This is a genomic window from Flavobacterium ginsengisoli, assembly GCF_029625315.1.
Taxonomy (GTDB): Bacteria; Bacteroidota; Bacteroidia; order Flavobacteriales; family Flavobacteriaceae; genus Flavobacterium; species Flavobacterium ginsengisoli.
In genome coordinates this window covers 4,016,899-4,036,479 of record NZ_CP121110.1, presented here as the reverse complement: position 1 = coordinate 4,036,479, position 19,581 = coordinate 4,016,899, and the positions used below count along the sequence as shown (strand labels likewise).

21 protein-coding genes, 4 tRNA genes and 3 pseudogenes are annotated in these 19,581 nt (G+C 32.8%); 18 read left to right on the top strand and 10 right to left on the bottom strand.

Translation table 11 applies throughout. The features are described from left to right. From P5P87_RS18910 to P5P87_RS18900, 3 genes are all read left to right on the top strand, one after another. Positions 1-357 (top strand): hypothetical protein, encoded by a 357-nt coding sequence (locus P5P87_RS18910; protein ID WP_278020259.1) that lies wholly within the window; start codon positions 1-3, stop codon positions 355-357. A 96-nt stretch (positions 358-453) separates the two neighbouring features. Continuing rightward, positions 454-810: a hypothetical protein gene (locus P5P87_RS18905; protein ID WP_278020258.1), complete on the top strand. Its 357-nt coding sequence runs from the start codon at positions 454-456 to the stop codon at positions 808-810. 83 nt (positions 811-893) lie between these two features. Further along, on the top strand, positions 894-2,105 hold the full coding sequence (locus P5P87_RS18900) for a cytochrome c3 family protein (RefSeq protein WP_278020257.1): 1,212 nt from the start codon (positions 894-896) through the stop codon (positions 2,103-2,105). Between the two features lie 102 nt (positions 2,106-2,207). Here the strand turns inward: P5P87_RS18900 and P5P87_RS18895 are convergent, their stop codons facing one another. From P5P87_RS18895 to P5P87_RS18880, 4 genes and pseudogenes are all read right to left on the bottom strand, one after another. Beyond that, positions 2,208-2,951, bottom strand: coding sequence for a UDP-2,3-diacylglucosamine diphosphatase (locus P5P87_RS18895; RefSeq protein WP_198855408.1), 744 nt, complete (start codon positions 2,949-2,951; stop codon positions 2,208-2,210). A gap of 94 nt (positions 2,952-3,045) precedes the next feature. Beyond that, positions 3,046-3,498, bottom strand: coding sequence for a 6-pyruvoyl trahydropterin synthase family protein (locus P5P87_RS18890; protein WP_111365769.1), 453 nt, complete (start codon positions 3,496-3,498; stop codon positions 3,046-3,048). Between the two features lie 33 nt (positions 3,499-3,531). Next, a complete protein-coding gene (locus P5P87_RS18885) occupies positions 3,532-3,708 on the bottom strand; it encodes a hypothetical protein (RefSeq protein ID WP_278020256.1) in 177 nt (58 codons plus the stop codon). A gap of 90 nt (positions 3,709-3,798) precedes the next feature. Further along, a pseudogene (locus P5P87_RS18880) lies at positions 3,799-4,564 on the bottom strand (enoyl-CoA hydratase/isomerase family protein). Between the two features lie 104 nt (positions 4,565-4,668). Between P5P87_RS18880 and P5P87_RS18875 the strand changes: the two are divergent. The 5 genes from P5P87_RS18875 to P5P87_RS18855 all read left to right on the top strand — a co-directional run bounded on the left by P5P87_RS18875 (position 4,669) and on the right by P5P87_RS18855 (position 5,293). After that, positions 4,669-4,741: transfer RNA gene (locus tag P5P87_RS18875), tRNA-Phe, on the top strand. A gap of 6 nt (positions 4,742-4,747) precedes the next feature. Continuing rightward, positions 4,748-4,820 (top strand) — tRNA-Phe (locus P5P87_RS18870). Positions 4,821-4,826: 6 nt separating this feature from the next. After that, positions 4,827-4,899, top strand: a tRNA-Phe gene (locus P5P87_RS18865). Between the two features lie 6 nt (positions 4,900-4,905). After that, positions 4,906-4,979 (top strand) — tRNA-Ala (locus tag P5P87_RS18860). A gap of 65 nt (positions 4,980-5,044) precedes the next feature. Further along, positions 5,045-5,293: a GIY-YIG nuclease family protein gene (locus P5P87_RS18855; protein WP_198855405.1), complete on the top strand. Its 249-nt coding sequence runs from the start codon at positions 5,045-5,047 to the stop codon at positions 5,291-5,293. Positions 5,294-5,409: 116 nt separating this feature from the next. Here the strand turns inward: P5P87_RS18855 and P5P87_RS18850 are convergent, their stop codons facing one another. After that, positions 5,410-6,351, bottom strand: a complete 942-nt coding sequence (locus P5P87_RS18850; RefSeq protein WP_278020255.1) for a hypothetical protein — start codon at positions 6,349-6,351, stop codon at positions 5,410-5,412. A gap of 96 nt (positions 6,352-6,447) precedes the next feature. Then, the gene (locus tag P5P87_RS18845) at positions 6,448-6,624 is read right to left on the bottom strand and encodes a hypothetical protein (protein WP_198855403.1); all 177 of its coding nucleotides are present in this window, start codon (positions 6,622-6,624) and stop codon (positions 6,448-6,450) included. A gap of 198 nt (positions 6,625-6,822) precedes the next feature. Between P5P87_RS18845 and P5P87_RS18840 the strand changes: the two genes are divergently transcribed. The 7 genes from P5P87_RS18840 to P5P87_RS18810 all read left to right on the top strand — a co-directional run bounded on the left by P5P87_RS18840 (position 6,823) and on the right by P5P87_RS18810 (position 10,049). Next, positions 6,823-7,266, top strand: a complete 444-nt coding sequence (locus tag P5P87_RS18840) for a hypothetical protein (protein WP_198855402.1) — start codon at positions 6,823-6,825, stop codon at positions 7,264-7,266. Positions 7,267-7,503: 237 nt separating this feature from the next. Continuing rightward, positions 7,504-7,695, top strand: a complete 192-nt coding sequence (locus P5P87_RS18835; protein WP_278020254.1) for a hypothetical protein — start codon at positions 7,504-7,506, stop codon at positions 7,693-7,695. Then, positions 7,692-7,853, top strand: coding sequence for a hypothetical protein (locus P5P87_RS18830; protein ID WP_278020253.1), 162 nt, complete (start codon positions 7,692-7,694; stop codon positions 7,851-7,853). Before P5P87_RS18835 ends, P5P87_RS18830 begins: the two co-directional genes overlap by 4 nt. 22 nt (positions 7,854-7,875) lie before the next feature. Further along, positions 7,876-8,307 carry a YybH family protein gene (locus tag P5P87_RS18825; RefSeq protein ID WP_278020252.1) on the top strand — a complete coding sequence of 144 codons (432 nt, stop codon included), beginning with the start codon at positions 7,876-7,878 and terminating at the stop codon, positions 8,305-8,307. Between the two features lie 60 nt (positions 8,308-8,367). Beyond that, positions 8,368-8,928 carry a hypothetical protein gene (locus P5P87_RS18820; protein WP_198855399.1) on the top strand — a complete coding sequence of 187 codons (561 nt, stop codon included), beginning with the start codon at positions 8,368-8,370 and terminating at the stop codon, positions 8,926-8,928. Positions 8,929-9,220: 292 nt separating this feature from the next. After that, positions 9,221-9,460: a hypothetical protein gene (locus tag P5P87_RS18815; RefSeq protein WP_278020251.1), complete on the top strand. Its 240-nt coding sequence runs from the start codon at positions 9,221-9,223 to the stop codon at positions 9,458-9,460. 157 nt (positions 9,461-9,617) lie between these two features. Next, positions 9,618-10,049 (top strand): hypothetical protein, encoded by a 432-nt coding sequence (locus P5P87_RS18810; protein ID WP_278020250.1) that lies wholly within the window; start codon positions 9,618-9,620, stop codon positions 10,047-10,049. Positions 10,050-10,518: 469 nt separating this feature from the next. Here P5P87_RS18810 and P5P87_RS18805 read toward each other — a convergent pair whose 3' ends face one another. The 3 genes and pseudogenes from P5P87_RS18805 to P5P87_RS18795 form a co-directional block, all read right to left on the bottom strand. After that, positions 10,519-11,274 (bottom strand): lipid A deacylase LpxR family protein, encoded by a 756-nt coding sequence (locus tag P5P87_RS18805; protein ID WP_278022815.1) that lies wholly within the window; start codon positions 11,272-11,274, stop codon positions 10,519-10,521. 186 nt (positions 11,275-11,460) lie between these two features. Next, positions 11,461-12,248: pseudogene (gene mtgA, locus P5P87_RS18800) on the bottom strand (monofunctional biosynthetic peptidoglycan transglycosylase). After that, entirely contained in the window at positions 12,245-13,360 is a 1,116-nt protein-coding gene (locus P5P87_RS18795; protein WP_278020249.1) for an NAD(P)/FAD-dependent oxidoreductase, read from the bottom strand. Before P5P87_RS18795 ends, mtgA begins: the two are co-directional and overlap by 4 nt. Positions 13,361-13,587: 227 nt before the next feature. On the opposite strand from P5P87_RS18795, the gene P5P87_RS18790 reads away from it, so the two are divergent. The 3 genes from P5P87_RS18790 (at position 13,588) to P5P87_RS18780 (ending at position 18,104) form a co-directional block, all read left to right on the top strand. Continuing rightward, complete coding sequence (locus tag P5P87_RS18790; protein WP_278020248.1) at positions 13,588-15,489, top strand: S9 family peptidase; 1,902 nt, start codon at positions 13,588-13,590, stop codon at positions 15,487-15,489. Positions 15,490-15,664: 175 nt separating this feature from the next. Further along, entirely contained in the window at positions 15,665-17,065 is a 1,401-nt protein-coding gene (locus P5P87_RS18785) for a sensor histidine kinase (RefSeq protein WP_278020247.1), read from the top strand. Next, entirely contained in the window at positions 17,046-18,104 is a 1,059-nt protein-coding gene (locus tag P5P87_RS18780) for a response regulator (protein WP_278020246.1), read from the top strand. Before P5P87_RS18785 ends, P5P87_RS18780 begins: the two co-directional genes overlap by 20 nt. Positions 18,105-18,139: 35 nt before the next feature. Here P5P87_RS18780 and P5P87_RS18775 read toward each other — a convergent pair. Then, positions 18,140-19,496, bottom strand: a pseudogene (locus tag P5P87_RS18775) (sigma-54-dependent transcriptional regulator). Positions 19,497-19,581 lie beyond the last annotated feature (85 nt).

Here is a 19,581-nt window from a genome sequence, read left to right as displayed (position 1 = left end):
ATGAAAGACATCGAGCAGATATACAGAAACGATTTTGGAATTTCATTTTATTGGAAAGAAGGCAACGAAATTATATCAGATAAAGTTCAGTCGCTTTTTAAACAAATGGGATTTTATTTTTCAGTTCAAGAATTAAATGAATTTCACGATTTAATCGAAGACTGCGTCACAGACCATAATAACTACGATACACGTGGCGTAAAACGCGCCTTCGATAAATTTTTATTGAAGACACCCTATGTTGCTATAGATTTAGAAATATCACCAATGGAATTAAACTCAATAAAAGACTTGGTTGATGGTTCATTATTTCGACTTAATCTTAATGAATATATTTATGGTTCGGGTATGAACTAAAGTGCGCTCAAAAAATAATTTTTCAAATTTTTATGATTTTTTTATTTAGAATTAATATAAATAATATTTATATTTGTTGAAATAAAAGGATTTACGATGAGAGAAATTGAGCAGATATATCATAACAACTTTGGAATAGCTTTTTACTGGAAAGATCACAATACTAAGATTTCCGACAAAGTGCAATTGGTTTTTAAAGAAACTGGCTTTTATTTTACGGTTCAGGAACTAAATCATTTCTGCGATTTAATTGAAGACAGCATGATAGAAAATGCTTGTTGTGAAGCTTGCGAAATGAAATATTCTTGCCACAAATTTTTATTGAAAACGCCTTGCAATTCTATAGATTTGGCTGTAAACATGACCGAATTAAAATCGATTAAAGATTTAGTTGAAGGTTCTTTATTTAAAATTGAACTGGATGAATATGTTTATGGAGTTGGCATGAATTAAGAAGCATTCTAAATATTTTAACAGCATTTTTTCATTATTGAAATATATTTTGATTCAATTCAAAAAAAAGTATATTTACAGCAATGAAAAAAGTCGCATTTCTACTTACCATAACCGTTCTGGCACTTCTTTTTGCCAGTTGCAATAATAAATCAGAGGAATATATTGATCCTCGCGGAACTGATTATGCAGGTTCAGAAAGTTGCATACAATGCCATAAAGTACAATCTGATATGGCGTTCAAAAGTTCGCATTTTAAAGCGACCGCTCCAGCAATTTTAGCAAATGTTTCGGGCGACTTCGATTCCAAGAATCATACTTTCATTTACGATAAAGAGACCAAATTGGTGATGGAAAAACGTGGAGATAGTTTGTATCAAGTCGTTTACAAAAATGGCAAAGAAACAGCCAAATACAAATTTGAAATTGTTTTTGGAACCAAACATGCTCAAACTTCAGTTTACTGGAAAGACAATAATACATATGAATTACCAGTTTCTTTTTATCACTCCATAAACAATTGGGCAACAAGTCCAGGTTTTCCTGCCGACAAGCCTTATTTTGATCGAATGGTGGTTAAAGATTGCTATTCGTGCCACGCCTCAAATGCCAGCAGCCGAAGTGTAAATCAAAATTCTGAAGAAAGAAATATGATGTCTATGGACGTTGAAGATATCATCAGAAAAGAAACAATTGTTTACGGAATTGATTGCGAGCGTTGTCACGGTCCTGGCAAAAAGCATGTAGAATTTCATCTAAAAAATCCAAACGTAAAAGTTGCCAATAGCATTACTAGTTTTAAAACTCTAAACAGACAGCAAAAATTGGATGCGTGCGCTTTATGTCACGCAGGAAATGATGGAATGAAATTAAAATCGCGTTTTGAATTTAAACCTGGAGATAATTTATCAGAATTCTTTCGTGAGACTAAAAGTATTAATGATACAACAAATTTTGATGTTCATGGCAATCAATATCGATTGATGGCGCAAAGCAAATGCTTTATCAAAAGTGATAAAATGGATTGTATTACCTGTCATAATCCGCATGAAAATGCTTCAAAAAACTTGGCTTCGTATTCTAAAATCTGCATGAGTTGCCATCAAGGCTTAAAGCACAAAGAAACTACTTTAAAAACAATGCCTGAGAAGTTATTAGCCAGCAATTGTGTAGAATGCCACATGCCGAAAAAAGCGTCTGGAGCAATTAAGTTTCAGCTTTCAAATAGCAAACAGCTTTCAGAATATATTTTGCGAACGCATAAAATTGGCATTTATCCAACGAGCGCAAAATAAAAATTTTGTTTTATTTTTTTTAGCAAAAGACTTTGTATAAAGTTCAATAATAATATTTGCCCTTTTCAACTTTTGACTTTCAACTTTCGGCTTTGGACTTGCTTATTTTTCGAATTTTTTAAGCTCGAATTTTTTGCCATCAAAAACACCGTAAGTAAAATATCCGATCCAATCACCAAGATTTACATATTCGGAATTTTCTCCAACTGGAATAATCATTGGTAAATGGCGGTGTCCGAAGATAAAATAGTTATAATGTTTAGTTTCTAGTTTTCGTTTGGCATATAAAACAAGCCATTCGTTTTCTTCACCTAAAAACTTCACATCTTCGTCACCAGAAATCAGTTTATTTTTTACTGATAAATATTGAGCCAAACTTACGCCAACATCTGGATGAAGCCAGCGGAAAAGCCATTTTGAAAACGGATTTGTAAATACCTTTTTCATTCTTTTATAGCCTTTATCGCCAGGACCTTTTCCGTCTCCGTGACCAATCAGGAATGTCTTTCCGTTAAAAGTAAATTCTTTGTTATCATGATAAACTGGAATATTCAATTCGGTTTCAAAATAATCATTCATCCACAAATCATGATTTCCGACAAAAAAATAAATCGGAATTCCGCTGTCGCGAATTTCAGCCAGCTTGCCTAAAATTCGAACAAAACCTTTTGGAACTACCGTTTTATATTCAAACCAAAAATCAAATAAATCTCCCAATAAAAAAATTGCTTCTGCATCTTCCTTAACCTCATCAAGCCAAGCTACGAATTTCTTTTCACGCGGTAAACTCAATTCTGGAGTTGGCGCACCAAAATGCTGATCTGAAGCAAAATATATTTTTTTCATTTAATGTGAGATGTGAATTGTGAGATGTAAGATGCGAAATGAAAAAGCATTTTACAATTTACTTTTCACATTTCACTTTTAACTTTTAACTTTTTTACAAATTATCAGATGCGTACCATTCTGCAAAAGATGATTCTGTTTCCTGAAGTTTTAATGAGAAAAGAGAAATTCCTTCTGGAAGTCTTGCAACGATTCTCTCTGCAAAATCAACCACCATGTTTTCGCTTGTTGGCTGATAATCTACCAAAATCACATGATGCCCACGGTTTTTCAATTCATTTGCCAATTCGATATGCGGTGTGGTCTGATTAAAAACAGTTGCATGATCAAATTGATCGACGATTTCTTCTTTTACAATTTTCTTTAGATCAGAAAAGTCAATCACCATTCCGAACTTTACATTCGATCGGTCTGTAATTGGCGAACCAATAACCGTTACCGATAATTTATAACTGTGTCCGTGAACGTTCTTGCATTTTCCGTCGTAACCGTACAAAGCGTGACCGGTTTCGAAACTAAATTGTTTTGTAATTCTGATATTACTCATCGATTTTTAATTTTAAGCTTGCAAATTTACGAATTAATTGCCGTTTTTAGCTCTTTTTTTAGCACGAGTATACATCCACAAAGCAATTCCGCCCAAAACTAGAAACGGAATGAAAGATCCAATGACAACGCCAATTTGATAACCTCTGTCTGGAGCATCTTTAATTTTCTCTGCAATGTCTACTTTTTGCATTAACGAAATAATAGTCATGTTCAATAATTTATATAGTGAAAATTTGATTTTAAAATATTTTTCAAAGCTATGCCCCTATTTTTCTAAAATCAATGACTTATATCATACCTATTTTTTAAACTGTAGCAAAGCATTTTTAGTGAAATCAGACAAAACCAATTTACCTGTAATCGCAGCACGTTCAAATAAAAGTGATTCCCATTGTTCAGTTCCTTCCCAAATAATCTTTTTCATTTCATAAAGCGCTTCAGGATTATAAGAACTCAATTTTTGAGCAAAACTTTCAACCTTAGTATCCAGATTTTCAGCATCACATAAAACAGAAAAAAGTCCTTTTTCAAAAGCCCAATCAGCCGATTTCCATTCGTGAGCTCGCTAAAGTCATTTCAGTCATTGCTGTTTTTCCTATTTTTCGAGAAACGGCTGGTTCTATTACAAAAGGACCAATTCCGATCGCTAATTCAGATAATTTAATATCACTTTGTGAAGTCGCAAATACATAATCGCAAGCCGAAATAATTCCGACACCGCCTCCAACAGCCTTTCCTTGTACGCGTCCAATTATAATTTTGTTGCAATTTCGCATGGCATTCAGCAAATGTGCAAAACCCGAAAAAAATTCTACGCCTTGTTCTTCATTTTCAACTTTTAAAAGTTCATCAAAAGAAGCTCCTGAACAAAACGTTTTTTCTCCTTCACTTTTTAAAACAATAACCGAAACTTCTTCATTTCTGCTTAAAGAATTAATTTCAGCTGTAAGCCTATTTAATAATTCACGCGGAAAAGAATTACTGGCTGGATGACCAAACTGAACTGTTGCAATCGTATTTTGAAAAGAAGTTTCTAAGCTTCCGTTTGTATTTTCTAAACTCATAAAAAACCAGATTTAAGGTAAAGTTACGCTTTTGAAAATAATTCCTCTGAAACTTCTGGAAATTTGTTTTTTGAGAATTAATTGACTTTATTTGTTAACACTTTGGGGGATTAGCTCATTTGGCTAGAGCGTCCCGATGAAAAATCGGGAGGGTGACAGTTCGAATTCTATTTCTCAACAAACGGGAGATTAGCTCATTTGGCTAGAGCGTCCCGATGAAAAATCGGGAAGGTGACAGTTCGAATTCTATTTCTCAACAAACGGGGGATTAGCTCATTTGGCTAGAGCGTCCCGATGAAAAATCGGGAAGGTGACAGTTCGAATTCTATTTCTCAACAAACGGGGGATTAGCTCATTTGGCTAGAGCGCTACGCTGGCAGCGTAGAGGTGATCGGTTCGAATCCGATATTCTCCACTAATAATTTAAAAATACCCAAGCAGATACTGATTCTGCTTGGGTATTTTTTTAATATACATTTTATGTTTTATATCTACATTATATATTCGAAAACCTTAGACAAATACTATGTTGGTTCCTGCCAAAATATTGAACAGCGTTTACAAGATCATTTAAATAGCAGAAGCAAATTCACAAAAGTTGCGAAAGATTGGGAATTAAAATATTCTGAGACATTCTTTACAAGAAGTGAAGCATATAAAAGAGAATTGCAAATAAAAAAAATGAAAAGTAGAAAATATATTGAAAACCTAATAGGAACAAAAGGCTAGAGTATCCCGATGCATCGGGAAGGTGACCGGTTCGAATCGGTATTCTCCACAAAAAAACCGTATTACTCAATTGTAATACGGTTTTTTTTATGACTTTGAATTAAATTTTTTTTACATTATTTGGTAACAGGAACAAATGGAAGGTTAGTCAGCTCTTTGATAACAAAAGTAGATTGTGTACTTGATTTGTCTAACATACCGTCAGAAGTTATAGTATAAAGGTTATTTAACGAAACACCATTTTCATATGGCACTTGAAATTCGGTAATTTTTACCAAATCACCGTTAACATCATACACCTCTATTTTATAAGTTCTTCCATTTCCTGTATTTGTTGTCCAAAAATAAGCATCGTTAACTTTGTCACCTGAACACAAATAATCACTTACAATCTGTTCGCTTGTAAAAACAATTGGGTTGGGAGTTTTGTTCCATTCATAATCTCCCATTGTATATGAAATTTGACCACAAAACAATTTAGCTGTATAACCTTGATTTTTTAAGTCCTCTGCAAAGCTAAATAATGAAATCAATCTTCCATTTAAAGGTTCTAATTCAAATTGAATAGCATCATTTTCTCCAGCAACAACATTTCTACTAATTGTCGCCTTAGATTTATAAACAACTGAAGGTATTTTATTTAAAAGTCTTTGAGATATTGTATTTAAAGATTCATTTTCACTTTCAATAACTGGTCCCGTCTGATACCAAGCTTCTGAGGCTACATTTGTTGTAGTTAATACTGAAAACTCTGAAGTTCCAGTTTTCAAATTTCTTAGAATAAAATCGCTCTCAGCTCCTACTGTACCATTTTCAACCAAATTAAATACATTATCATAGGAAACACCTGCATTGACAGAAGTAACTACAACACTTTTTATTTCAACAGGCAATGTATTTCTCAAAACATCTTTTCCAGATAATTTTAAATTAGAATTTACAAAGCCAATTTTCATACTTCCTTCTTTAGATTCTCCAGTTCCAACTGGATCTGAATCGTCACTCGTACAACCTATAAGACTTAAAAATAGGACTAACCCTAAAATTGTTTTTTTCATGATATTTTTTTTAATTACCTGGTAAATATATAATTAAAAACAATATTGCGATTACGTCTTTCCGTAAGCCATGACATAAAAAAAACAATAGGTTAATTATTTCTCATTAGCAGAATCATCTGCATCTACTCTATCTTTTTCTGCTTTTTTAAAATCGTTGTTTAGCAATTTTTCAAGTTTCTTTTTCTCTTTCTGATTTTTTCTGATTGTCAGCACAACAAGAATAATTACCAAAATTGCTACAACTCCTATTATATTCCAATTGATATCCATAATTCAAATTTTTAATTAAAAGTAAATAATTAAAAACATCTTTCATGTTATCAAACAGTTAAGCGTTTTATTTTTTGATAGAACTTATTCTGTCACAACTAAAACTTTTGAAAGATATTTCTTTAAAATTGTTTCTTATTTTTGCACATCTCCAATTATTCAAAAGAGAATATTGACAACAATCGTAAGTCCTTAAAAATGAACCAGACATTAAAATACAAAATATTCGCATTCATAAAGAAACCTCTTATAATTGCAGTTTTACTCTTTGTTTTTACTTTCGTAGAAATCTATTGGTCAATGGGAAGTTTTTCTGACAAACCATCGAGCGCTTGTTTAGATTGTTCTTTTTTTGACGATGTTTATTTAATGACTTTGTTTTCTACTGTTTTCTTATCAATAATTTTTCTGGCTCTTTCTTTTATTAAAAATAACAATCTAAAAAATTTGCTTCAAGTACTGATTGTAATTTCAGTATGGTTTTTCTGGAATTATACTCTTTTTGTAGATCGAGAATCTGCTTGGAGTACGTATCTTTTTAAAGAAGAAATAATGTATACCATTACATTTTCTTTCTTCCCTATTTTAATCCTATCTCTCGCTACAGTATTTACTTTAAACTATATCTTTAAAAAAATATGAGTTCAGGCAAAAAAACATTTTTACGAATCTACTTTATTATCTGCGCTATTTTTGTGCTCGATTGTCTTTTGTATTACTTTAAAGAAATTAGTCTTCGCGGTTATTATAGCGATGTATTTTTATCATGGCTTTGGCTACTAAGCAGTTTTGTAATTATAATTGTTTTTTGGAAAAAACTCTTGGCAAAACTTTTCTTGGCGACGAATACTGGTAACATTCGCACTGAGCATTATAGCCATGATGCTTCCTTTTTATACTTTATTGCTTTCAAGCACATCTTTAGGTTTATATCAAAATAAAGATCTCAACGAAAATTACAGAGCACAAATTGTGGGCTACGGCGTAATGGTTCAACCGTGGTTGGAAGTAATTGAAAAGAAAGGTTTGTTTGAAAAAGAATTATCAAATGCACCGATTCTGAGATCATGAATGATAATTTGGATATCAAAATCAGAACCGCAAAAGATATTCTTTTTAAAAAGGAAACCGATAGCACGCTGACTTTGACGCTCTATTATGGCGGACCAAACAAAACCATTACTTTCCATAAAAAGACTGGAAATATTACGGCAATACAAAACAATTAATTGTATAACTAAAACTATCTATATGCGTTACTTAAAATTTTTACTTCTTGGATTGTTTCTAATGTTTTCTTTCAAAGGCATTTGTCAAGATAAAATTTCGCAACAAGTGCTCGACCGTCTAAAAGCACAGCAAACCTGTTGGAACAATGGCGATCTTGAAGGTTACCTTGATTTTTATGCTCCCGTAGATTCGGTTCGAATGATTTACAGCGGTGGTGTGGTATACGGAAAAAACAATATCGCCGATTTCTTTAAAAAATATTGGCCAAAAGAAAGAATGGGAAAATTAACTATGACCGATTTTGTTGTTGAACCTCTTTCTAAAAAAGATGCTTTTGTGAGCGCAAAATTTAATGTCGACGCTCCGAATGGCAAAAATAGTTCTGGTAACTTTTCAGGAATAATGCGAAAGATAAATGGTGTTTGGTATTTGTATGTCGATCATTCGGGATAGAGTAATCAAACAAAACTATTTAGATCATCATCAAATAAACTTTAACAAAACCCTAAAATCATGTCTGAATTAAGTTCTTTATACTGTAAAGTAAAAATAACCAAACCTCAGCTGGAGAAATTTTTAAATGATGCTCCCGAAAATGCTGAACTAAATGAAAATTGGCTAAAATGGTGGGACAGCCGTAGAATGTACTCAAAACCAGATTTGACCATAGAAGATCTTGAAGCTTACCGTAAAAGCAATAATCAAGAAATTCTTGACATCTGGATGAACTATCAAGAAGCGATGGCATTTTCTGATTATAACGAAACTACAGAAGAATGGCAATGGGGAATGATATTTTTTAGTGAAAATTATGTCGAAATGTTACCAATGTTTACTTTCATAATTAGTCTCAAAAAATATGTAAGCGAAAGTCCAGAAAACATGGCAGTTGTTTTTCCTTTCTTTTGGGGAGACACTGATGTTCATGCTTATATTCATTTTGAAAAAAGTAACGCCATTTTAAGTCCGACAGTACAAACCACTAATGATATTGATCCTGAAGTACTGAACTTGACAAAAGATTATCTCAACAAAAAATGGGATAATCTGGCAAATAATATGGACTTTGACTAAGCCATAAAAATTAGATCTTTCGAAAATCAATTACAAAAATGTAAGAAGCCATTCCCAAAAGGAGTGGCATTTTTGTTGAAAAATAATTCTGCATATCAAGCTTTCTTGTCTTAAAGTGACATAAATAAATCTTTTATGAGCTATACTCAAAATTAAGCAATCATATTTTTGCAAATTATTCGTCACACTATCAAATAATTACCTACAGAACCATTCAATTTTAAATATTATGCGCCCAGGCATGGAAATCTTCATCAACAAAAAAACAGTATATATTCGAATAATTCTGTATTTGTCTTTCGTTATTCCTTTTGTTTCAAAATCAATTGAATCAATTCCTATGACTTACGAAGAAAATGATTGGGAAAAACTTTCTCATGAAGCAACATTCAATAAAAAAGAATATAAAATCAGTAAATCAGATTTTATTCTTGGAGGTACTTTTTTTGAATTTCCAAATTCTGACAATGATAATAAAATGGCTCACATAAGGTCAAATATTAGGTGGAGAAACAATGAAATTATCATTTGATGTGATTGAAAGAAAATAAACGTTCTGTGATTTCGCAACTCTTAAAAATTCCCATTATATATCATAAGCAGAACTTTTCCTTCCACTAAAACTAAAGAAACAAACCAGTACTAACTATGGCCAAAATTGTGGTCTCACCAAAAGTTAAAAACCAAAAATGATACAATTTACTCTAAAAAGAAAAGAAACAGGAGGTCAACGCACCTATGACGTAAGTAAATGCAGCTATTCTATAGCGGCAGGAAATGAGTCACCGATCCTTCATATTAATGTGAGTATGCTACATGGTATGGATATTTTTTTATTGGAAGAAATAGCCCAAACTATAAATGAACAAAAATCTCTGCCTATTGATTCTTTTAGCGACTATCGCAAAGCTCAGGAAGCTCATTTAGAAGCAGAAGTTATTTTTTTATCTTCTGCAGGATATCCTCTTAGAAGATTAAATTTCTTAAACATACGCCTGGAAAGTTCTTTCTCTGAATCATTGTCAAGCTACACAGGATCTGAACAAATAAATACTGCCTTGGAATTCACATCGGATAAATTTGAAATAGAGAGAATAAAGTTCTACAAACAAAACCCATAAAAAGTCATTCTAAATATCAATTGTAAATACTTCCTGAAATTTCACATGTAAAACATTTATAGCGATGCAAGACTGCAAACCGCTATTAAAAATTACATTTTTGTCTGGCTCAAGCAAAGAAAGATAAAGTTGAGTATTTAGAAAAATTATTGAAGGTGAAATAGTTTTCGATTACGATATAAATTAAAAAAGCCATTTCTGGAAACAGAAATGGCTTTTATATTTTATTTGCTTAAAATAACTTTGCTAGCTCTCTTTCAACAATTTGCCTTTTAGTTTTGTTTTTCATACAACTTATGACAAATATATCTTTGAGAATAGACTGTTACACTTTCAGGCCTTGATTAATTGAATTCATTCATGTTCATAACGCGTTACTTCAATTCTCAATAGTTTGTTGTATTATTTTAATGGTTATGTTTTTTTGAGAGCTATCTTTAGCTCTAGGATGAAAGCTTGATATAGCACACTATTTAATTAAAAACCCCATCCTTATCGACCCATAAAAATATCCTGAATTAGTATCAATTCCAGGATCATTCAGTTCTCGTCCTCGATAAAGAAAAGAATATGACATATTGAAGTTATTGTGTCGGTACTTCAAACCAGCTTCGGCGTTGAAACGAAGCGGTTCCAAATCGAAAGTAATTGGACTTGTATCGTTAAACATGCTTCCTTCGATAGTAGCATCGTAAAACTGATAATTGACACTTGGCGCAGCGTAGAAATAAAACTCTCTAATATTTGGCTGTGCATTTGCACTTACTGAAGCATTATGCATATTAGAATCGTAAAGTGGAATTAGTTTCTTAAAACCAAATCTCGCCATAAATCCTGTTGAAACTCCAGAGAAAATAGTTCCCAGATTACCTTCTGACTGCCAATGAAAATCTACAAAATCATTATGTTTAGAAGGAAACAGTTTTTTAGAATAAATAGCATGTGCTTGCAAAGCTAAAGCATTATGAATTTGGTTTTCCCAACCGTACACTTTTTTGTAGCCAATCATGTTATGAAAACCTTTTTGCAATTCTTCACCAAACGCATTTGGTCCGAGATAACCAACTCTAAAATCTGTCTTTAAAACCGACTCGCTTTGATAGAAGAAACTTTTTCCTGCTTCGGCAAAAAGATAACCTGCAAAAGGGCGGTCGTTTATTGTAATGGCTTCTTTGTTTAAAAACCTCGGATTATAGAGATATTGACCGAATCTAAATTCGGTAATCTCTTTGTTAATTTTAGGGTTATCGTTTTTAGATAAGAATCGGAAAAAAATTCCAACCCATTGGTATAATACATATCATATTTAGACGATGTGTACAAATCGTTATCAGATATAAAACCTATTTCTTTAGTTTTTCCTTGTCCAAAAGTTAACGTTGTCAAAATCAGAAAAGCAAAAAGCGCTTTTTTACTTCTTTTCCTCTTTACCATTGTAATTGATTTTTCCAACATAACGCATTTCACGAACAATTCGTTCTTTTCTTCTGTTAATATAACTTGATGAGCCCGTAGCTTTAAATTTTCTTGGGTTTGGTAATATTGCCGCAATTCCTGCCGCTTGCATTGGAGTTAAACTAGAAGCATCGCGTCTGTACCAATGTTCTGTTGCTGCATAGGCACCGTAAACTCCATCACCCATTTCAATACTATTTAAGTAAACTTCCATAATACGCTCTTTACCCCAAATTATTTCTATTAAAACCGTAAAATAAGCTTCAAGTCCTTTACGGAAATAACTTTTCCCTGCCATAAAAAAACGTTTTTGGCTGTTTGTTGCGAAATAGTACTTCCGCCTCGAATTCGGCGTCCGCGCTCATTGCTTTTATATGCTTTTTGAAGTGCTTTAAAATCGAAACCATTGTGAGTTAAAAAAGTTCCGTCTTCGCTGGCAATAACCGCTTTTTGCAAATTCATTGAGATTTTTTCGATTGGTTCCCAATCATGATCGAAATAAACTTCTTTACCAGCCATTTTATTTTCGATGGCACGAATAAGCATTAAAGGTGTAAACGGCACTGGAACATATTTAAAAAAGATAACCGACCCGATAGAAATTCCAAAAAACCACAAAGCGGCTTTAATAAAAAACCATTTTACTTTTTCTCCAAAAGAACGATTCGATTTTTTTGAAGAAGCTGTCTTTGGTTTTGGTTTGTTTGTAGTTGTTTTGGATGCTGGTTTTTTGGTTACTTTCATTCTATTAAATCTGCTAATTCTGTTCCTATTAAACTTCCTATCGCCACTCCCATTCCGCCTAAACGCACTCCACAGAACACATTTTCAGAAAGTTGGGTTACGACAGGATTCTTACTATTTCCTATTCCCATGATACCGCTCCATCGGTGCGCAATCTGAAAATCCTGATTTGGTAAAATTACATTTTTCAGTAAATCTTCCAATCTATTTTGAATAATTTTCGTCTGTCCAAATTCGGTTGTTGTTTCTCCTTCAAAATCAAGATTTCTTCCTCCGCCTAACAAAATACAGTCATTTATATTTCTGAAATAATAATAACCACGATCTAAATGAAACGTTCCTTTAATGTCTAAATTGTGAATCGGCTCGGTAATAAGCACTTGCGCTCTTGCTGGTTTTACAGCGCCATTGGTCAATTCACTCGCAAAACCGTTTGTTGCGAAAAGTAGTTTTTTAGTTTTAAAGCTAAAATCGTTTACCACAACTTCAACATGATTTCCTGCATCAGCATACGATTTTACGGTTTGCTGATTTAAGATTAAAATATCTGTAGAAACAGCTTGCTTCAATAATTCCTGCATCATGTTTCCGGTATCTATTTGTCCTTCAAACGGATTAAAAATTAAATACTCGTGAATATTTTGAAATCCAAATCGGTCTACTTCTTTCGAAAAAACATCTACTTTGAAAAGTGGCTTTAAGATTTCATTTATAAACGGAATTTTAGAAATGCATTCGTTAAATCCAAATTCATCTTCTTTTAGAAATAATTCATATCCGCCATGAGGTTTAAAATCAATTGCCTGATCGCCTAATCTTTTACGAAGCAATTGAAGACCTTTCCAGCGTTTTTCAATCAAATGCACAACATCATCTTCTGAATGCGTTTTTAAGTCATCCATAATTTCAGACAAACTTCCAAAACAAGCAAAACCTGCATTTTTGGTACTGGCACCTTGCGGTAACATTCCACGTTCGAGAACCAAAACTTTAGCGACAGGAAATCTTTCGCGTAAGCGTAATGCTGTATGCAAACCCACGATTCCGCTTCCAACAATAGTATAATCAATATTCGCGAACCAGTTTTTTAATTCCCAATAGCTTAGTTCCATTTTCAGAGTTTTTATAAAAATAATAATTTTTTTGAACCATATAAGTAATTAAAGTTCATTTAAAATCTTTGTCAGGTTGAGCGAAGTCAAAGCCTCTCAACTATGTGACCTTCGACTTAGTTCAGGGTGACAGTAATAAACTTTAACAAAATTTGGGATTTGGGATTTAACAATTTGGGATTTAAAAGTTGTATTTTTAGCGCACAAAAAAATAGAATAAATAGATTATGAAAAAAGTATTATTAACAACCTTAATAATGATGAGTTTAAACGCTATCGGACAGAACGTTATGTCTCCAGAATTGTTATGGAAATTAGGTCGAGTGACTCCACTTGGAATTTCTAAAGATGCAAAAAATATAGTTTTTAAGGTTTCTACCCCTTCGGTTGAAGAAAACAAATCAAGTTCTAAAATTTACACTATTCCTGTAAATGGTGGAACTGCCGTTGAAATTAAAGACACAAAAGACATTCTGGCTGATAAAAACGTTTCGCCTGACGGAAAATTTGTGGTTTATAATGATGAAGTAAAATTAGAAAAAGTTTTAGGTAAAGATTTCTATCCAAGTCTTGGCAAATCTGATGCTCAAATTTATGATGGTTTAGATTATCGCCATTGGGATACTTGGAATGAAGGAAAATTTAACCACGTTTTTTATAAAGAAAACAAAGACGGTGCAAAAGGAATCGATATCATGAAAGGTGAAACTTTCGATTCTCCACAAAAACCTTTTGGTGGTGACGAAGATTATATCTGGTCGCCAGACAGCAAAAGCATTCTTTACGTTTGCAAGAAAAAAGCAGGAACTGCTTATGCTATTTCTACCAATACAGATATTTATGAGTATAATTTAGAAACTCAAAAAACAACAAATAGAACTGAAGGTAATTTAGGTTACGACACAGCACCGCAATTTTCTCCAACAGGAAATTTAACTTGGTCGCAAATGAAACGTGACGGTTATGAAGCTGATAAAAACGACCTTATTGTTGAGTTTAAAGGAATCAAAACTAATTTAACTGCAAACTGGGACGGAACTGTAGATAATTTTATCTGGAGCAAAGACGGCAGAACAGTATTTTTTGTTGCGCCAGTTGATGGAACAAAACAAATTTTCTCGGTTAATTTTCCTGGTTTAACTAAAATCGCGATCAACGTTCGTCAATTGACAAACGGTGATTTTGATGTAAATGATTTAGTAGGTTTTGCTGGCGATGATATTATCGTAACAAGAAACGACATGAATCATGCTCCAGAAATTTATTCTTTTAATTTAAAGAAAAACAGCTGGAAACAAATCACAAATGTAAATACAGATACCTACAAAACTTTGGCATTAAGCAAAACAGAAAAACGTTACGTTACTACAACCGACGGTAAAAAAATGCTGGTTTGGGTGATTCTTCCTCCAAATTTTGATGCTTCTAAAAAATATCCAACTTTATTATTCTGCCAAGGCGGACCTCAAAGTGCGTTGACACAATCATATTCTTTCCGTTGGAATTTCTCTTTAATGGTCGCTAAAGGTTATGTAGTTGTTGCTCCAAACCGTCGCGGAATGCCAGGACACGGTGTTGAGTGGAACGAGCAAATTAGTAAAGATTGGGGTGGACAAGTTATGGACGATTACCTTTCTGCAATTGATGATGTTGCAAAAGAAAGTTATGTTGACAAAAGCCGTTTAGGTTGCGTTGGTGCTAGTTACGGAGGATATTCTGTATTTTATTTAGCTGGAATTCACAAAAACCGTTTCAAAACTTTTATTGCTCACGATGGGGTTTTCAATACAGTTTCTATGTTAGGAACGACTGAAGAAGTTTTCTTTAACAACTGGGATTTTGGCGGACCTTACTGGGAAAAAGATAATGCTGTAGCACAAAAAGCATATACTACTTTTAATCCTGCAACTTTGGTTCAAAACTGGAATAAGCCAATTTTGATTTTCCAAGGAGGAAAAGATTACCGTGTGCCAATCGGACAAGGACAAGAAGCTTTTCAAGCGGCTCAATTAAGAGGAATCAAAAGTAGATTTGTGTATTTCCCAGACGAAAACCACTGGGTTTTAAAACCACAAAATGCTCAGGTTTGGCAAGGTGAATTCTTCAAATGGTTAGATGAAACTTTGTAATTCATAAAACAACATTTTTAACAGCCGCAGATTTACATAATCTGCGGCTGTTTTTATTTACGCACCTTACAATTATGTAACATATTGGTTAGATTTACTCTTCGTAAAACAGATTTTTTTAGATAAATTGCAATGTTTTAATAATCCCGAATTCCCTCAAATCTTTCAGCAAAATATGGAGACCAAAAAAAGTTACACCGCAATCAAAGTTTTGTTTAGCTATGTTGCATTATTGGCTTTGGTTGTTACAGTTGGATGGTTTCTTTATTCTGAAAATGTCGTTTACAACAAACTCGAAGATAAGATTGCTTTAGAAAAAACCAAAATTCTTAGAGTCAGCAGACTTTATTCTAATGTTTACAAAACAGAAAGTTTAGCCAGACAGACAATTCAAAATAACTCTGAAAAAGATTTTAAAAATTATCTGATTGAAACCGACTCGCTTCGCAAACGTATCGATACATTAAAACAAATTGTTACCACAGAGTATCAAAAAACACTTTTGGATAGTGTTACTTATTTTTTGGCTGAAAAGACAGAAAACATCAAACAATTAAGAGAAATAAAAAACAAAGCAGACGACGAAACTTCTGTAAATACGGCAATTGATGAAATCACAAAAATGGAGTTTAACTTAAGAAAGCTCGAACTTCAGGATTTCACTAAAAACCCAAATCAGCTAGGAAGTTATCAGCGAAGTGTTTTACAGCAATATGTAGATTATTTAAATTCGAATATTCCTGATGACAGCACCAATACATTAAGCAAAAAAGCTTCTGATTCTATTTTAGCTAATTCTAAAAAGCTTTTGAGTTCGGTAAAACTGAAGGCCGAAAAGAAAAAAGAATCATTGAATTTTGAAGAAAACAAACTGCTTCAGAACGAAATTGCCATTTCGGATCAGCTTAGAAAAATACTTCGAATTATCGAACGAGAAATTATCATCAATTCGATCAAAAACAATTCATTAAAAGAAAAATCATTAAAAAGAGTCAACGAGATTGTAACGGCTTCTGCAGTTATTGGTTTATTGTTGACAGTCTTTTTCTCTATTCTAATTGTTAGCGATTATTCGAAATCTCAAGTATATAAAAAACAACTCGAAATTGCGAACTTCAAAACCAAGAATCTGCTAAAGAGTCGCGAACAATTAATTTCGACCGTGAGTCACGATTTGAAAACGCCTTTGAGTACAATTGTCGGTTATTCTGAACTATTAGGCAATTCAGATGTCAATACCAAACAATCGTATTTCATTAAAAACATTAAAAATTCGTCTGAATATATTACACAGCTCGTTCAAGATTTATTGGATTTTTCGCAAATCGAAGCAGGAAAAATTTCGATAGAAAAAGTTCCATTTTCGTTACCCGAAATTATTGAAGATGTTGCGAGAAACATTCAAACTGTTTACAAGCAAAAAGATATTGATCTTATCATCAATATAGACGAGCAATTTCAGAAACGCATTGTTGGCGATCCATTTCGTTTAAAACAAATCTTAACCAACATTATCGGAAACGCATATAAATTTACCGAAGAAGGTCATATTAGAATTGCTCGCTTACGCGAATGACGACCAGTTTTTCACGATTTCGATTCAAGATACTGGAATCGGAATTGAAAAAGCCAATCAGAAATTGGTTTTCGAAGAATTTGCACAGGCAAATGAAGGCATTGAAAAGAAATACGGCGGAACTGGTTTAGGCCTATCAATTTGCCAGAAGATTATTTCTATTTTAGGCGGTAATTTAAGTTTAGACAGCATTTTTGGAAAAGGAAGCACCTTTATTATTCAGTTGCCTTTATTATTTGATAATAGCCAAAATAATCCTACTGTCGAACTTAAACCTAAGATGCCAAGAAACACCAAAAAACAGACTTTTATTGTCGTTGATGATGATATTAATCTTTTAAATCTAACAAGCGGTGTTTTAAGACAAGAACAGCATCATGTTTTTTCGTTTACTAATCCCGCCAAAGCTTTAGAAATAATTAAAACTACGCCTTTTGATTTTGTTATAACAGATATTCAAATGCCGGAAATAGATGGTTTTATGTTTTTAGAAAAACTTAGAGAACTTCCTGATACGGTTTTCAAAAATCAGCCTGTCATTGCACTTACAGGACGTACCGATTTGGATCTTTCAGTTTATAAAAATGCTGGTTTTACTACGGTTATAAAAAAGCCTTATTCTCCAAAAATTTTGCTTGAAACGATTCAGCATATTTTGGATCATGAAGAAATTCCTGAAATCGAATCTACAGACCATGACAATAAAAACGCTTCTCAAATATATTCTCTAGAAACTTTGAAAGATTTTCTAGGTCAAGACGAATCGGCTATAAAAGAAGTTTTAAAATCTTTTATAGAAACAACAATTGAAAATTTAGGCTATTTGAAAATTGCTGTTCAAGAGAAAAATCATGATGAAATAAAGTCTATTGCACATCGTATTGCTCCAATGTTTAAACAAATTCAAGCTAATAAAATTGGCGAACTTTTAAAAAATTTAGAGAAAGAAGATTTAAACACAATTGATATACAAGCGGCATATGCAGATTTAAACGAAAGAATTAAAGTTCTTTTTACGGAATTGAAGCAAGAGATTTAATACTAAAAAAAAGCAGTCTAAAAAGACTGCTTTTTTTATTCGATATTATATTGTTTCAATTTATTATAAAGTGTTTTTCTAGTAATTTTAAGAAGTTTTGCCGCTTCAGATTTATTATTTTGTGTTTTCGACAAAGCACTAATAATAGTTTCTTTTTCGTTTTCAGATAATGAAAAAACTTCATTTACCGCAGGTTGTTGTTTCTGAATCTGGAAAAATTCTGCCGGAAGCACATCGCTTTCTATAAAATCACCGCGAGTCAAAAGAGTTGCACGTTTTACACAGTTTTGCAATTCACGTAAATTTCCTGGCCAAGAGTAATTTTGAAAAATAGAAACTACTTCTGGAGAAAACCCAATTACATCTTTATGCAATTGCTGATTGGCTTTTTCTAAGAAATAATCTGCGAAAATCATTAAATCTTCTCCGCGGTCTTTTAAAGATGGTGACTGAATTGAAAACTCATTGATTCGATGGTATAAATCTTCTCTAAAATCGCCGTTTTTTACTGCCTCACGTAAATCTTCATTTGTAGCCGTAATAATGCGTATATCGACGTTTATTTCTTTATTGCTTCCTACGGGTTTAATTTTTCTTTCTTGAAGCGCTCTTAATAACTGAATTTGATTTTCGTAGGAAAGATTTCCAATTTCATCTAAAAATAAAGTTCCGCCATTTGTCTGCTTCAAAATATCCTTTTTTATCGCTGATTGCTCCGGTGAAAGATCCTTTTAAATGTCCAAAAAATTCACTTGCGGCTAATTCTTTCGGAATCGCTCCACAATCGACTGCAATAAAATTATTGTCTTTTTCTTCTGCTTTGCTGATGAATGCTTTTTGCAATAATTTCTTTTCCTGTTCCGCTTTCGCCAATTATCAAAACAGACATATCGGTCGGACTTACCAGCTGAATATGATCTAAAAGTTTTTTAGAAGCGACAGAAATTCCTTTAACAAATTCGTTTTCTCCTGTTGACGCCTGCTTTTTTATCGTCTTTTTTCTTTTACAGGAGTTTCTTCTTCTTCCGTTTTTGGTGTTTGTAATGCATTCGTAATTACAAGAAGAACTTCGTCTGGATTAAATGGTTTCGAAATATAATCTGCCGCGCCATTTTTAATGGCTTTTACAGCAGTATTTACATCAGAGTAGCCCGTCATTAAAATAACAGGAATATGTGGGTGCGAATTTTTAAATTCAGACATAAGTCCTATACCATCAGAATCAGGCAAGCGAAGGTCTGTCAAAATCAAATCAAACGATTCGTTTTTAACTGCTTCACGCGCTTCTGTCGCAGAAAAAGTAGTTGTTACTTCATACGCTTTTTTGATTAGAAATTTCTCTAATAATTTACAGAACGCAATATCATCTTCTATCAGTAATATCTTCGGCATTTGCTTTTAGGGACTTTTTTGCTAAAATAGTATTATTAAACTTGTTATTTCATAAAATTATGTAAAATATGTAAAAAAAGAGATT